At 52.4% G+C, this 14,353-nt stretch carries 15 protein-coding genes; 1 reads left to right on the forward strand and 14 read right to left on the reverse strand.

Features of this window, described 5'->3' with window-relative positions; all coding sequences use genetic code 11:
- Positions 1-44: 44 nt before the first annotated feature.
- From yqeC to ABID13_RS13495, 12 genes are all read right to left on the reverse strand, one after another.
- Positions 45-800, reverse strand: coding sequence for a selenium cofactor biosynthesis protein YqeC (gene yqeC / locus ABID13_RS13440; RefSeq protein WP_354021040.1), 756 nt, complete (start codon positions 798-800; stop codon positions 45-47).
- A gap of 247 nt (positions 801-1,047) precedes the next feature.
- Positions 1,048-2,097: an XdhC family protein gene (locus ABID13_RS13445; protein WP_048930786.1), complete on the reverse strand. Its 1,050-nt coding sequence runs from the start codon at positions 2,095-2,097 to the stop codon at positions 1,048-1,050.
- Complete coding sequence (locus ABID13_RS13450) at positions 2,094-3,035, reverse strand: NTP transferase domain-containing protein (protein ID WP_045093157.1); 942 nt, start codon at positions 3,033-3,035, stop codon at positions 2,094-2,096. Before ABID13_RS13450 ends, ABID13_RS13445 begins: the two co-directional genes overlap by 4 nt.
- A gap of 54 nt (positions 3,036-3,089) precedes the next feature.
- Entirely contained in the window at positions 3,090-4,244 is a 1,155-nt protein-coding gene (locus tag ABID13_RS13455) for a sulfate/molybdate ABC transporter ATP-binding protein (protein WP_048930823.1), read from the reverse strand.
- Positions 4,245-4,253: 9 nt separating this feature from the next.
- On the reverse strand, positions 4,254-4,925 hold the full coding sequence (gene modB / locus ABID13_RS13460) for a molybdate ABC transporter permease subunit (RefSeq protein WP_007868521.1): 672 nt from the start codon (positions 4,923-4,925) through the stop codon (positions 4,254-4,256).
- Positions 4,926-5,018: 93 nt separating this feature from the next.
- Positions 5,019-5,921 (reverse strand): molybdate ABC transporter substrate-binding protein, encoded by a 903-nt coding sequence (modA, locus tag ABID13_RS13465; RefSeq protein ID WP_048930787.1) that lies wholly within the window; start codon positions 5,919-5,921, stop codon positions 5,019-5,021.
- 173 nt (positions 5,922-6,094) lie between these two features.
- Positions 6,095-7,102, reverse strand: coding sequence for an MOSC domain-containing protein (locus ABID13_RS13470; RefSeq protein WP_242849292.1), 1,008 nt, complete (start codon positions 7,100-7,102; stop codon positions 6,095-6,097).
- A gap of 9 nt (positions 7,103-7,111) precedes the next feature.
- The gene (moaA, locus tag ABID13_RS13475; RefSeq protein WP_048930788.1) at positions 7,112-8,179 is read right to left on the reverse strand and encodes a GTP 3',8-cyclase MoaA; all 1,068 of its coding nucleotides are present in this window, start codon (positions 8,177-8,179) and stop codon (positions 7,112-7,114) included.
- Positions 8,180-8,197: 18 nt separating this feature from the next.
- Positions 8,198-8,683 (reverse strand): cyclic pyranopterin monophosphate synthase MoaC, encoded by a 486-nt coding sequence (gene moaC, locus ABID13_RS13480; protein WP_007868535.1) that lies wholly within the window; start codon positions 8,681-8,683, stop codon positions 8,198-8,200.
- A gap of 16 nt (positions 8,684-8,699) precedes the next feature.
- Entirely contained in the window at positions 8,700-9,758 is a 1,059-nt protein-coding gene (locus ABID13_RS13485; RefSeq protein WP_045093159.1) for a molybdopterin-binding protein, read from the reverse strand.
- An 84-nt stretch (positions 9,759-9,842) separates the two neighbouring features.
- Entirely contained in the window at positions 9,843-10,913 is a 1,071-nt protein-coding gene (locus ABID13_RS13490) for a histidine phosphatase family protein (RefSeq protein WP_045093160.1), read from the reverse strand.
- 54 nt (positions 10,914-10,967) lie between these two features.
- The gene (locus ABID13_RS13495; protein WP_007868544.1) at positions 10,968-11,912 is read right to left on the reverse strand and encodes an NTP transferase domain-containing protein; all 945 of its coding nucleotides are present in this window, start codon (positions 11,910-11,912) and stop codon (positions 10,968-10,970) included.
- Positions 11,913-12,070: 158 nt separating this feature from the next.
- On the opposite strand from ABID13_RS13495, the gene ABID13_RS13500 reads away from it, so the two are divergent.
- Positions 12,071-12,235: a hypothetical protein gene (locus ABID13_RS13500; RefSeq protein WP_156200174.1), complete on the forward strand. Its 165-nt coding sequence runs from the start codon at positions 12,071-12,073 to the stop codon at positions 12,233-12,235.
- Here the strand turns inward: ABID13_RS13500 and ABID13_RS13505 are convergent.
- Complete coding sequence (locus tag ABID13_RS13505; protein ID WP_048930789.1) at positions 12,200-13,186, reverse strand: RpnC/YadD family protein; 987 nt, start codon at positions 13,184-13,186, stop codon at positions 12,200-12,202. The two genes, ABID13_RS13500 and ABID13_RS13505, sit on opposite strands and share 36 nt — an antisense overlap.
- A 388-nt stretch (positions 13,187-13,574) precedes the next feature.
- Positions 13,575-14,312, reverse strand: coding sequence for a hypothetical protein (locus ABID13_RS13510; protein WP_048930790.1), 738 nt, complete (start codon positions 14,310-14,312; stop codon positions 13,575-13,577).
- Positions 14,313-14,353 lie beyond the last annotated feature (41 nt).

Genomic DNA, 14,353 nt, shown 5'->3' on the forward strand with positions numbered 1-14,353 from the left:
TAGATTTTCATAACCCTTTGTGTATGTCCGGAATATCATACATCTTAAAAAAGGGATGCCGAGACATCCTGGTGGAGTCCCCCCAACGCGATCCCCAAGTCCTCGTTCATTTCCCTGAGCAGCCTGAGTGACACCTCTGCCAGTTTTAGGGTATCGGCCTGGTTAAACACAGGAATGACCGGAATACCCATATATCTGGACCGCAGGGGATTCAGGTACCCATGGAGCATCAGACATCCCAAATCCTCCAGCCCTATGATCCACTGTCCCCCGTCCATGTAATCCCTGCGCCCATGTTCCTCCATGATTTCCAGGGCGAAGTCCAGACGGCAGCACTTGTCAGCGGCAGGGAATCCCAGGGCTGTCAGGCCGCTGACGCACAGGATCATATCCGTATTCCCGGGTATCACCGGTTCTCCCGGCCTGGGCACCTTCAGGGGAAGGCGTTTGGATCCGTCCGCCTCCACCAGGACCAGGTCTGCCTCAGGGCAGATGGACTCATAAAAGTCAGGTTCCAGGGATGAGATCTTTCCTTCCCCTGTCAACCGCCCTGCCACGGCCACGGATTCCCGGTCCAGCATGGACTTCACATCCCTGACCTGCTGTGTAAACACTCCCAGATGCTCCGGCCTGGCCATGTGGGTGGTGGTGGTCACCAGGACCCGGCGGCCCAGTGATGCTCCCTCCCACGCCAGGCGGCGTATGAAGGAGGTCTTTCCCCCCGCGCCGGTAACCGCCATCACATAGGGCAAAGTCCCCTTTTTCCCCATCTGCTCCTCCAGTCCCAATCCGTCCCACAAGCCGGCCGGACAACCCCCTTCTTTTCTTTTATAAGAATAAACATACATACGCACACACCTGACATGCCTTCACAGGCACTCCTTCCGGATCCCGTCATTTTCCTTTTATTGCTCAAATAATCTTATCATAAAATACAATTTAAGGAAAGCCATAAACGCACAAAAACAGCCCGGAGCACACGGATCATCCCTGTATTCCTGGCTGTTTTTCCTATCTCACTGTCAAATTCCCTGTTCTGCTTTTCCTTTATTTCTGACCATCTATTTTACTTTTTAAACCCATTCCCGCAGCCCTCACACTGATCAGTTCCCCGGCAATGCTGATGGCGATCTCCGCCGGTGTCTCTGCGTGGATCTCCGTTCCAATGGGCATGTGGCAGCCTTCGATCTCTTCCCTGGAAAAACCGTCTCCCAGAAGTTTGTCGGTGACCACACGTATCTTGTTCCTGCTTCCCATGATTCCGATATAGCAAGGCTTAAAGGTCATTGCCTGTTTTTGGACATAGTAGTCAAACTGGTGCCCCCTGGTCATTACGCATATATAATCGCAGGGCCTGATCTTAATATAGTCCCCAATTCTCTCCAGATCCCCCACAATGGTGTCCGCCGCTGTTGGAAAAACCTGGGGATTGGCAAATTCCTCCCGGTCATCCATAACCACGCACCTGAACCCCACATGGGTAAGCACGGGAACCAATTCCTGGGCCACATGTCCCCCGCCAAACACATAGACTGTGCCGGCCTGCACCAGGGGCTCCACATAATAGCGGCGTCCTTCTGCTTCCCTTTGAAGTGTGCTGCATCCAAACAGATCCGAATCCGTAAAACGTTCCGGCATATTCATGCCAAGAAGGCCTGTACTCTCGCTGTAAAGTCCCATTTGCCAGCAGGTCTCATCCGTGATATCCAGCAGCAGCCAGCTGTCCTCATCCCTGGAAAGGGCCGTTCGCACATCCGCGCAAAAGCCTGCGAATTCCTTGTTATCCGGACTGATATACTGGAAATAGACCACCACATTTCCCCCGCACACCATGCCGATGTCAGCCACCTGGTTCCTGGTCAGGGTGAATCCCTTTGTGTGGGATGATTTATGTTTTATGGCTTCCACGGCAGTGAGGATAGCCTGGTACTCCACGGCGCCGCCGCCCACGGTACCTTTAATGGTGCCGTCTTTTTTAACCAGCATCCTGGAACCTGCGCCTCTTGGCGTGGAACCTGAGCTGGCAATAATGGTAACCAGCACAGCCTCCTCCCCTTTTGCCAGTACATTTGATAGTTCTTCAAATAATGCTTTCATTTCCCTGCCTCATCCTCCACATAAAAATATTTTTGATACAGCCTTTGTGCATCCTCCATTAATTCCTTCTCCATTTTCAGGAACCGGTCCAGAAAATCCTTTGCCTTGGGCGTAAGCTGGGAAGATCCTCCCTCCGCACCACCGGACTGGGTGATCAATAGAGGGTATCCCAGTTCCCGCTCCGCTGCCTTAAGGATCTTCCAACCCTTGGTATAAGACATATGCATCTGCCTGCAGGCAGTCTGCATGGAACCTGTATGGTCGATCAGAGACAGAAACTGGGCCACGGACGGGCCGAAAAATCCCTCGTCCCTTTCCAGTGTCAGCTGGATCTGGGGATAAATATCCAGCTGTTCGTTCTTCAGATCCCCCCGGGAACAGTCCTCATCCGTTTCCACGGAAAAGATGATCCCCTGGTCTTCCACTGCGATCTCCTCCGCACAGTTGTCCACGTCCACCTGCCTGACCGCCCCTCTTAGTCCCCTGTCTCCTTTATAGCTTAAAAGTTTCCCTATGACATTACTGGATACCAGCACCGGATGGCCGCGCCTTCCCTCAAACACAGGGCAGACCACCGTGGCATCTGATTCCAGCATACGCTTTATAGTTTGGGGCAGAAACAGAGGGAATTTTGCCGGAAGGATAAATACCCGGTCACATAGATCCTCAATGTAGTTTAAACCCATGCAGATGCTGTTATACATCTGTGTATGGTCATATTCCTTGTTGCGCAGGCAGATGACCCGCAGGCCCGCAATATGCTTTTCCACCTCATCCCCATTTTTCCCGGTCACCACCACCACCGGGTCCACTCCTGAGCGCTTTAACGTAATAATGATTCTCCGGATCACCGTGCTGTCCCCAACGGGAAGCATGGGTGAAAAGGTACTCAGAGAACTTTTGTGTCCCGCTGCAACTACCACTGCTCCTGTCTTCATCTTTCCCTCCGATTGAGACTCCCACCTTTTCAGTTGGTGAGTAATAATCCTCTTTTACTCCAGATTTCCTGTAAGCAGAAGCAATGCAGATGGCTCCACACGTAGCCATGCCGGAACCAGTCCTGCCGTGTTATGGGTGTGGATATCCTTTTCCTTTTTCCACCACAGACCATTGTCCAGGGTAACATACCATTCAAAGGGCATCTCAGAAATACTGGGTGTTCCCACCCGTATCAAATTTCCGTTCTGCGCCTGCTTCCATGTGTCCGCCTCTCCGTCTGAGAGGGGTTCAAAGTCATGGGCCCTGATGCCCACTGCCGTGATCGTGTCATCCACCTTTCTATCGGTCACCAACTCCAGTCCTCCCCAGTCCAGGGCCTTGATGCGCCGATCGCCCAGGCGTTCAATTCTGGAAATGTTCTTACAGCCCGTGAGCCTGGCTGCCTGACATGTGACCGGCTCCTGGAAAATATCCCTGGTACGCCCCCCTGACAGAACCCGCCCCCGATCCAGCAGCAGCAGGTTGTCGCAAAGCTGGTAGGCCTCGTCCCTGTCATGGGTCACCATCACGGTCACACCATCATAATCGAGGATCACCTTGGCCAGCTCAAGCCTGAGCCCTTCCCTCAGATATGTGTCCATGGCGGAAAACGGCTCGTCCAGCAACAGCACCTCCGGTTCATAGGCAAGGATCCTGGCCAGCGCCACGCGCTGCTGCTGTCCGCCGGACAGCTGGGACGGGTACCGCCTCTCCAGTCCCTCCAGACGAAACCGGCTGATCATCTCCCTGACTTTATCTCCTTTTTCCGAGACCGTAAGGGGCTGACGTTTTCTGGCTTCCGACAGCCTGCCGCCTGTTGCATTCAGCCCTGTTGCAATGTTCTGCTCCACTGTCATATTGGGAAACAAGGCATAATTCTGAAACAGATAACCCACACGCCGTACCTGTGGCTTTTGGTTTACCTTCAGTGACGAATCATAGAGCACTCTTCCCCCGGCAGCCTCGCCCTGGGCATACTGGATGGCGATCCGGCCTGAGTCCGGCCTGACAATTCCTGCAATGGACTTTAATGTCATACTCTTGCCGCATCCCGATGGCCCCAGAATTCCCAGGCATCCCTTACCGGCCTCAAATTCCATATCCAGGCTGAACTCTTTCAGCTTCTTCTTTATATTCACTCCCAATCGGAGATTATGTTCTGAACTCACGATCATGTCTTATACCCTCCTGCTCCCGGTCCTGAGAGCCGCCCAGTTCATCAGTATGACTGAGATAAATGCAATTACCACGATAATTGCCACATATCTGTAAGCCGCGTCCATGTTGCCCGCCGCCACCTCTGAATAAACCGCCATTGGCAGGGTCCTTGTCTTACCTGCAATATTGCCCGCGATCATAGCTGTTGCACCGAATTCACCCAGACCTCTTGCAAATGCCAGCACGCCGCCGCTGACCACTCCGGGCACTGCGTTGGCGATCAGTACCTTCCAGAAAATACTCCACTCACTCATCCCCAGGGTTCTGGCCGCGGCCACCAGGTTTTGGTCCACCTGTTCAAAGGCGCCTCTGGCTGAGCGGTACATAAGCGGAAAGGACATGACAACCGCTGCGATCACGGTCGCCGCCCAGGAAAATGCGATCTTAATACTGAAATATTCTATGAAAAACTGTCCGATGGGCCGTTTGACCCCAAAAATATAGAGCAGGAAGAAACCGGCCACAGTTGGAGGCAGCACCAGGGGAAGAGTCAGCACTCCGTCCCAGAACAGCCTCCAAGCCTCATTCTTCATGCTCACCACTGCCCAGGCAGCAAAAATCCCGAGGAAAAATGTTATGAAAATAGACAGACCGGCTGTCTTCATTGAAATCAGTATGGGTGACCAATCCATATACGTACCCTCTTTCCCATTCTCATACCTGCCCGGCCGCCCTTTTCATGGGAGCCGGCCGGGCAGGAAGCTTATCAGATTCATCAAATCCGCTTATTCACCCTTGGTAAATCCGTATGCCTCAAATACTTTCATTGCTTCATCTGTCTTTAAGAACTCTACAAAATTCTTAGCCTGCTCCTCATGAGCGGTGTTCTTTACCACTGCCACCGGATAGATTACCTTTTTTGCAAGGCTGCCTTCCGGAGCCTCTGCAACCACCTCAACTTTGTCTGCCATGCTTGCCGCGTCTGTGGCGTACACAATACCTGCATCAGCGCTGGCTGCGGCCACCTGGTTCAGCACTTCCGTCACATTGGTTCCAAGGCTTACCTTATCCTGAATTTTATCCCAAATTCCCAGATTCGTCAACGCTTCTTCCGCATACTGTCCTGCCGGAACACTGGCCGGATCTCCCAGGGCAATGCTCTCTGCATTTTCAATGTCCTCAAACTTGGCAAGCTTGGAGTCACTTCCTGTGGGTACGATCAGCACGATCTTATTTTCCAAAAGATTGGTTATGGTGTCCGAAGCGATCATTCCCTCCTCATCCAGGGCAGTCATCTGCTTGGTGGCAGCTGACATGAACACATCTGCCTCCAGTCCCTCTTCAATCTGTGTCTGAAGTTTGCCTGAACTGTCATAGGTACCCTTTACGGTAACGCCGGGATATTTACCCTGGAACATGGGGATCAGTTCTTCCTCATAGGCATTTTTCAGGCTGGCTGCTGCTGCCACCAGGATTTCCGTCTCTTCACCAGCTGCCTGGGCTGCCTCGGTTGTTGCTTCAGTCTCCGCTGCTGTGGTCTCTGCTTCAGTCTCCGCCGCTGTGGTTGCCGCCTCAGTGGGGGCTGCTGTGGGGGCGTCTGTGGGGGCGGCTCCTCCCGATGCCCCGCATCCTGCCAGTACAGTTGCCGCCATCATGGCTGCCATCATCATGGAAATGTGTTTTTTCATAATCTTCTGCTCCTTTTTATTTGATCTATTGTAAACGGATCATATTCGTTCCGTTATACTCATATAGCTATATCGAAGTTCAAACAAATACCCGCCTTGAACAGGCGGGCCTGTTACGCCATATCTTTGCAGCGATCTGTTCTGCTATGGCTTTCCCTCCAGGATTCTCCCGGCTACTTCCTGGCGCACTCGGATGCGCTTCCTCTTAAAATCTTGATCCCGTGCTCCAGGGAGTCCATAATAAATCCAAGGCTTTCCCTTACCGCCTTGGGACTGCCCGGCAGGTTTACGATCAACGTCCTGCCCCTGATAACGGATACGCCTCTGCTGAGCATGGCACGGTCTGTTATCTGCAGTGATTTAAAGCGGATGGCCTCCGCAATTCCGGGAGCATTCCGGTCGGCAATTGCCAGGGTGGCTTCCGGTGTCTGGTCCCTCAGGGAAAAGCCGGTTCCTCCGCTTGTAAGTATCAGGTCCAGCTGGCGTCCATCGGACAGACGGATCAACTGAGTCTTAAGAAGTGCTGGTTCATCAGGGATCAGCAGGGTTTCAACCACCTCATATCCCGCCTGCTCCAGCATTTCCTTTGCCGCGGGACCGCTCTCATCCTTTCTCTCCCCTCTGGCTCCCTTGTCGCTGAGGGTTATGATCGCTGCGGTCAGCGGACGGTCCTGGGCCGGCAGTCCCATACGCATCACATCTCCGGGGCGGATGATCCCTTCCTTTACAACTTTGGCAAACACGCCTTCCTTCGGCATGATACACTCGCCCATGCGCTTGTATATGGCGCAGTGGCTGTGACATTCCTTGCCGATCTGGGTCATCACAAGTTCAGCGCTTCCCGCATACAGCCTGGTCCCCACTGGAAGTGATCTGAAATCCAATCCTTCCACCACCAGGTTTTCTCCAAAAGCACCGTCCCCTACATTGGCCCCTCTCTCGTTAAATGCTTTTACCTTGTCATAGGAGAGAAGGCTTACCTGGCGGTGCCAGTTGCCTCCGTGGGCATCCCCCTCTATTCCAAAATCCACCAGAAAATGGCCTTCCTCAATGGCCCTTTTCTCGATTCCTCTCACGTCACTGATGCATATGGCCTTTACCACGCCTGTGGGAAGTCCTTCCTCCCCCCCTGCCGGCTGTCCTGCCGCAAAACATTCCCTGTTTTCTATCCTATCATCCATAACCCTTGCTTAACCTCCAATGGAAATCATATTATGCGATTCCGTAATCTGTCCCGGGCGCTCAAAACAGTGGGCGGCGGGCTTATGTTCTATGGCCTGTCTCATGGCATAGGACAGGCACTTTTGCAGCATCTCATCATCCGGACAGTCCTTAAGGGGCCAGCGGTAATGGCCTTCCCCCTCCGGCATATCCATCCCCTCCCGCAGGATCGCGCGAAGGTCGGTCCCGTCCTCATAGCACAGACAGGTCTTTAAATATCCCTGGGAGGTCAGGCGGATCCGGTTACAGTCATTACAGAACTTTCCATGGATGGCGCTGATCAGCCCTACACTGCCCAGTGCCCCCGGTATCCTGTAATAAACGGCAGGTCCGTACCCATGCTGCCTGTGGTCTTCCTCCAGGCCGGGATATTCCCTGTACATTTCCTCCAACAGGTCTTTGTGATTCATTGTCTTAAACTGTTTTCCGTATCCAATGGGCATCATCTCTATGAAACGCACGTCAATGGGATACCTTCCGGTAAGGTCCACCATCTGTTTCCAGCCGGTGCTGCCTGAGACAGCTGCCGGTTCCCCGGATTCATCCATAGAACTAAAATCAATGGAAACAGCGTTGATCTTCACCGGAACCGGCTGCCCGGCCGCCAGTTCCATTGTCTCCATCACCCTGCCCAGACAGTCAAATCCGGTGATCTTCTTATACAAAAACGGATCCAGTGTATCCAGGCTGATATTGATCCCATCGATCCCAGCCTCCAGCAGGGGGGCCAGACAGCGGTCCAGCAGCACCCCGTTGGTGGTGATAGTCACCTTCTCGATCCCAGGAATGGATTTTAACATCTTTACCAGCTGGCAGCAGTCCCTGCGGACCAATGGTTCTCCGCCGGTAACCTTAATACGGCTGATACCCAGCCTGGCCGCGCATATTGCAACAGCCTCGATCTCCTCCAAGGTCAGAATCTCCCTGCGGGCCAGACATTCCACCCCGTCAGGCATACAGTACCTGCACCGCAGATTGCACCGGTCCGTGATGGATATCCTCATATAGTCAATGGATCTTCCAAATGAATCCTTCATACTGAATCCCTCCCATTCCTACATCTCTGTCCTGGGATTGTGGAAGTCCCCGCTCTTGCCGCCGGATTTGCGGTCCAGATAAATAGTTCCTAGTTCCATGGTCTTATCCACTGCCTTACACATATCATAAATGGTAAGAAGGGCTACTGTTACGCCTGTAAGGGCCTCCATTTCCACTCCTGTCTTTCCCGTGGTCCTGGCAGTGCAGGATGCCTGGATCTCGCAGTTCTCCTCCACAATTGTAAAATCAATGGAGAGTTTTGTCAGATTCAGGATATGGCACAGAGGGATCAGGTCAGAGGTGCGCTTGGCGCCCATGATCCCCGCCACTCTGGCAACTCCCAGCACATCCCCTTTTGCCATGGTGCCCTCCACAACCTTTTTCAGGCACTCACTGCTCATGAAAATGCTTCCCTTTGCCACGGCCTCCCGCTTTGTATCCGCCTTCTCTCCCACATCTACCATAAGGGCGTTGCCCTGTTCATCAAAATGCGTAAATTCCATTCTGTCCATTTCCTCCCTACAGCCCTTTGCCGAATCCGCAGTTGGGGAATGTACAGACAGGGCAGTTAAGGCACAAGCCGCCCTGGCCCAGTGCCGCCAGGTCCTCTGCCGTCACCTCATCATCAGCCATGACCCTAGGAAGCACCAGATCAAAAATAGTGCGCTTTGCATACATGACACATCCGGGCAGGCCCATGATGGCAACCGTGCGCCGGTCCTCATCGGCCGTCACCTCATAGTAGGCCAGAAGAAACATGGCTCCCGGAAGCACCGGCGCGCCGTAAGACACGATCCTGGCTCCTGTGTTCTTAATAGCAAGAGGCGTCTTGTCGTCAGGGTCAACGCTCATGCCGCCTGTACAGATCACCACATCCGCACCTTTTTGGATCATGTCCAGAATGCCGGCAGTCACCTTGGTATCATCATCATCCCAGATCACATGGTCAATGACCTCAGTGTCAAATTCACTGATTTTTTCTTCTATGACCGGGGTAAAAGTATCCTTGATGCGCCCGTGGAACACCTCGTTGCCCGTGGTCACAATGCCCACCTTTTTATGTACAAACGGCATCAGCTCCAGGATCGGCTTCCCCCCTGTTGCACGGGATGCGGCAGTCCGGGCTGCCTCCATCTTCTCTTCCTCTATGATCAGGGGAATGATCCTGGTTCCCGCCAGTTTGTCCCCCTTTTTTACAGCAAAATTACCGTGACGGGTTGCAATCATCATCTGGCCGAACCCGTTGACAGCCTTCAATCCCCTGTTATCCACCTTCAGAAGACCATCGCAGGAAGCAGTGAGTTCAATCTTCCCTTCCTTTGCCTGTGACCGGTCCATATGATCTCCCCTGCACATGGCGCACAGGACTTCGGCCGCCTCGTTCTCGTGAAGCATGCCCTCTTCCTTCTCCCACACATAGAGCTGGTCTTTTCCAACACTGAGAAGGACCGGTATGTCCTCCTTTGTCACAACATGCCCTTTACGGAACACTGCGTCCTTTGTAACTCCTTTGATGATCTGTGTAATATCGTGACACAAAACCGTTCCTTCTGCGTCCACTGTCTTGATCAGTTTCATTTTATTTAACCTCCACCCGTTATTTATTACGAAAAATAACGCCATTTACAGAATATCACTAAATACACGGTTTGTAAACACTTTTCAACCAATTTTTATCTCCCCTCCCCTTGTACATTGACGGCATCGTTCTACCATGTCTTGAATGGCCTTGGCCTGCCTGTAGCGGCGCTCATGTGCTTCCATGGCCTGCGCATTCCCCTGGCATTTGGCCCTGCTTCCTGTAAACCGCTCATCTAGGGACACTTCTCTCTCCCCCTGTATCAGTTTATCGGCCAGATACACAACTGCCGTCTCGTCCAGTATCTCCTCCGCCAGGTCGTGGTGATGCCTGATGACATCGGCCACCATGGGGTAGCCTTCCCTTACAAGTATCCCGGCCCCCTCCGCTGCATGGTCCTTCTTTTCTCTGACCACATCATGCAAAAGTGCCGCACTGCGGATCAGGCCCATATCCATGGGATATCCCGCCTTGGAAAGAAGGGCTCCCAGTCCCACTGCATGACAGGCCACTGCCACACAGTGACGCCTTACGCGTTCAGGCGTGCCATAGTGGTCCCAAATATCCCTGCATTCCCTGTCACACGGTGAGATCCTGGGTTTTCTTCCAAATTCCGCTGCAAAAATTCTTCCATTATCATCTATGATGATCCGGCTGATCCCGCCATAAGGCTGGGTCAATGCCCTGGAGGTTGCAAGGGGCTGACCTGTGAGACCTGCCAGATAACAGCAGTTGATCCCTCCATGGGCTACCACCACCACGTCCCCGGACGTGCGGGCCAGAATATCCCTAACAGCCCGGTCCATCCGCCGCACTCCCTGTTCACGTCCCTCACCCAGGATTGGTTCTGATTCCAGGCCCTTCTTTAAATCGCAGAGAGGAACATTTTCCCACTCCCCCATATACAGTTCCATAAGACCTTCCGATTCCTGTACGGGAAGCCGGTCCCCAGCCAATATACGGGCCGTTTCCAGGGTTCGCTCCAAAGGACTGGTAAACACGGCCTCTATGGGCCGGCTGCGAAAATACTCCCTCAGATCCTCCGCCTGCTTTCTCCCCACATAATTAAGAGGCAGGTCCGTGCGCCCGATACACCGTCTTTTTCCTCCGGGAAAGTCCACCATTCCATGCCTTACCAGATATACCGTCCTCATATATCCTCCTTCTGCTTTCTGCAAGAACATTCCATACGGCAACGTCCCCAACAGTCAGCTGCTGATACCTTTTCCAAAATACTTGAGAAAAATCTGTTCCGTGCTTTGCCGGACTTCCGCCACCATCCGCGCGTAACTGTCCATCAGCTTTTTACCCTCATCTGTCAGGCTGGAGCCTCCTCCGCCCATTCCTCCGGTCCTGCGCTCCACCACAGGTATTCCCAGCTGGCGCTCCACTTCCCGTATCATGCGGCTGCCCTTGCTGTAGGAGAGACCGATTCTACAGCAGGCCTCCTGAATGGAACCGGTTTGGTGTATCATATCCAGAAGCTGTCCGGTACCCGGCCCAAAGAATACATCCCCGGCCTTTAACCGCACCTGTACCAGTGGGGTGATAGGATGGCCCCCTCCCCTTTTATAATTCCATTCAACCAGTTCCCGGTATTCCTCCCTGGTATCCACATCCCGGTAAATCCCCTCATCCTCCACCTCCAGGTCCGTGATACCGCCATCAAAGTCCTCAATAGCTCCCCGAAGCCCTCCTTCTCCCTGATAGGCGCACAGCTGTTCAGCGATCCGGCTTTGGAACATAATAGGGTGTCCCGGCTCTCCCCTGCATATGGTCCGCACAATCCCCCCATCGATCATCAGTACCTGACGGATGGTATCCGGCATGATGGCCGGTATGTCCATGGGCAGGACCATAATCCGCCCACACTCCTTGGCAGCAGCCTCTATCCCCAGTTTCACAGAGTCAAACATCTGAGTTTCCCGGAACCGTTCGTTCCTCACGAACCGAACGCCTGCATGTGACAGATGTTCCTCCAGCTCCCCGGCCCTGTACCCGGTCACCACCACCAGCGGAGACACACCCAGACGCTTTAGCATGGTAACCATATGCAGAGCAATGGTGGAATCGCCAAAAGGAAGCATTGGTTTAAATTCCCCCATCCGGGATGAGAGTCCTGCCGCCACCAATACGGCTCCTGTCTTCTTCATCTTTCCCTCCGTTTGAGCCCCCACTGATTTAGGTGGCGGGCCCGCCTTTATGATGGCTTAATTATACCTGGGGCAGGGCAGGGATTACCAGTAGTGTGGGATACACCCTTTGCATGTGTAACATATAAAATATTGTAACAGTTCAGGACGGCGGGAAAATGGGTGCAAAAGCGGACGTTAAGCTTGCTTATAAGGCAGATAAAATGCCGGGAATCGGCGCAGAAAAAGGCCTGCCGGAAGGCGGCAGGCCGGGATATATCTATTCTTTTAAATACGCTTCATTATATCTATCTCCCTTTTTCCCAACTTTCAAACCAGTTTAAAACCGTATCCTTGCTTTCCTCCAGGAGGCCGGCTATATCCTCGGCTGAAAAACCTCTGGCATACATGTTTTTTGCTGCCGTATATGCTTTCTTTTCCTGGCCTTCTGCCATTCCTTCTGCCCTTCCTTCTGCTACCCCTGCTGCCCGTCCCCGCTCAATCATCCCGCGGATTGCTTCACACATATTGATCTTACCTCCTTCTTCACGGTATATCTCCTTTACCTGCGCCAGTTCCGTGGAACCGGTCATGGAAATAATGACATCATACGCATCCTCATCCATTTTCCTGAACTGTTCTTCATTTTCAAAAGTAAATCTCTTTTCTGCATCCGGATCACCGGAACGCTGTACAAATCCAAAGACTTCCCTTAAATCTGTCCTGAAAAAGTCAATGTCCTGAAAATCCCTGATTTCCAAAACATGTATTTTGTAGTTATTCAGCAGTTTTCTAAACTCCTCCGGCAGTTTTTCATAATCCATCATATGATACAGTTCCTTTGCCCCATCATAAGGCATTTCCCCGTAATAGATACAGATGGTGACAACCGGATAGAGCTTATCTATTCTGGCAAATCCACTTAGGAATTCATCTCCGCGCAGATCACGCCGGTTACGGTGATCACGCTTGATCTGCCGCATCTGTTGATCGTAGCTTACCGCATCCTCCACCATAATCCGGACCGGCATGCCATGGTGTACCTTGTCCTGATGTTCCAGGCCCATGATCACAAATCCCATGTCAAATATGATACGCCTCACACAGTCGCGGTACTTCTGGACCATCAAGCGCCGCTGCAGTTTTCCAAACGCTCCCGCCGCCCGGGAATCCATCTCCTGTACATCCTGTTCAGAAACGATCTGCTTCCCCTTAAATACAAAACCATTGATCAAATCCGCGTAACGCCTCTGATCCTCAAAATAGGTGATCAGAGAAATATCCTTCTGCCCCATCAAACCTTCCTTTCCATCCTAAGGCAATGGAGTACGGCAGACATCCTCACCGGACATTTCCAACGGCAGAAAAAAGGCACTAACAACATTGCTGTCTCTGATACCATTATACCGGGACTGTACCTAAAATGCAAGAATTCCTCACTCTCCCCATTACCGCTGCTGTGATCTTACCAGCGAATCTGCCGGTGCTTGAAATTACTATGAAATGATAGACAGAGCAAATGAGTTGCCCTGAATTGGTGGTTTAAGCATAGCACAGATCGCAGCACAAAACAATGGTAAATTGTCTATCGTAAGACTGAAAAAGCCTGCCGGTTTCCGGCAAGCTTATAGAATGAGTATGACCCTATGGTTGTTTTCCAGTATCCTTTTATCCTAATTCCGCTTATTCGTTTACAGCAGATTCTGGCACATCCGTACTTGTCTCACCAGGCTCTGATTCACCTTCTTTCATTTCACCCGGTTTTGTCCCACCTCCTTCTTTCTTCTTGCTTCTTATCTCCTCATCACCTCTGTCTCCGGAATTTTGATTGCTCGTTATGGTAAGCGCCAAATCAGCGCCATCTGTCTCCACAGTGACCAGGTCACCTGTTTTTATATCAGATACTGTAAGGGCATTTCCGTCTTGGTCTATAATCTCCGTATCCAATGATAATTTTATGGTAACTGTCCTGCTTCTTTCCCCGTTGTACGGTGTATTTTCCTCCGGAACATCCCGCTGATCCGTCTGGCTTTTAGAGTTTTGGCCGCCAGGCTCCTGGCCCTCGGTCCCCTGCCGGTCCGGTGCCTGATCCTCTCCCAACCCTTTGTCTCCCTCCGAATCCGGCCTGCTGTCTCCCTCCCGTCTATCCCTGTCTCTTCCCGGTCCGTTCCCCGGTCCGCCTTCTTTTCCCCTGCTCCCGGAGCCTGGGCCGCCTGCCGATACAATGATCTCTGTTTCGGAAATCTTTGTTACCAAACCGGTGACCACCGTCACTTTATCGTCCTCATCCGTACTTACGGTATCACTGACTGTTGTCTCAGGCGCTGATGCATCTGTGGAGCTCCTTTCGCCTTTGTCTCCGCAGCCGGACAGTAGAAGGGCTCCTGCCAGAACGATCCCTAAAATCACATCTCTTTTCAATCCGATCTCTCCTTCATAAATGAAACATTCTAAATGCCCTA

Source organism: Enterocloster citroniae, from assembly GCF_040545455.1.
GTDB lineage: Bacteria > Bacillota > Clostridia > Lachnospirales > Lachnospiraceae > Enterocloster > Enterocloster citroniae.

What these genes read in the sequence shown, in the direction of transcription:
- ABID13_RS13445 (WP_048930786.1), bottom strand. Translation starts at nt 2,097, where the DNA reads ATGAAAGCATTATTTGAAGAACTATCAAATGTACTGGCAAAAGGGGAG.
- ABID13_RS13450 (WP_045093157.1), bottom strand. Translation starts at nt 3,035, where the DNA reads ATGAAGACAGGAGCAGTGGTAGTTGCAGCGGGACACAAAAGTTCTCTG.
- modB (WP_007868521.1), bottom strand. Translation starts at nt 4,925, where the DNA reads ATGGATTGGTCACCCATACTGATTTCAATGAAGACAGCCGGTCTGTCT.
- modA (WP_048930787.1), bottom strand. Translation starts at nt 5,921, where the DNA reads ATGAAAAAACACATTTCCATGATGATGGCAGCCATGATGGCGGCAACT.
- ABID13_RS13470 (WP_242849292.1), bottom strand. Translation starts at nt 7,102, where the DNA reads ATGGATGATAGGATAGAAAACAGGGAATGTTTTGCGGCAGGACAGCCG.
- moaA (WP_048930788.1), bottom strand. Translation starts at nt 8,179, where the DNA reads ATGAAGGATTCATTTGGAAGATCCATTGACTATATGAGGATATCCATC.
- moaC (WP_007868535.1), bottom strand. Translation starts at nt 8,683, where the DNA reads ATGGAATTTACGCATTTTGATGAACAGGGCAACGCCCTTATGGTAGAT.
- ABID13_RS13485 (WP_045093159.1), bottom strand. Translation starts at nt 9,758, where the DNA reads ATGAAACTGATCAAGACAGTGGACGCAGAAGGAACGGTTTTGTGTCAC.
- ABID13_RS13490 (WP_045093160.1), bottom strand. Translation starts at nt 10,913, where the DNA reads ATGAGGACGGTATATCTGGTAAGGCATGGAATGGTGGACTTTCCCGGA.
- ABID13_RS13495 (WP_007868544.1), bottom strand. Translation starts at nt 11,912, where the DNA reads ATGAAGAAGACAGGAGCCGTATTGGTGGCGGCAGGACTCTCATCCCGG.
- ABID13_RS13500 (WP_156200174.1), top strand. Translation starts at nt 12,071, where the DNA reads ATGGGTGCAAAAGCGGACGTTAAGCTTGCTTATAAGGCAGATAAAATG.
- ABID13_RS13505 (WP_048930789.1), bottom strand. Translation starts at nt 13,186, where the DNA reads ATGGGGCAGAAGGATATTTCTCTGATCACCTATTTTGAGGATCAGAGG.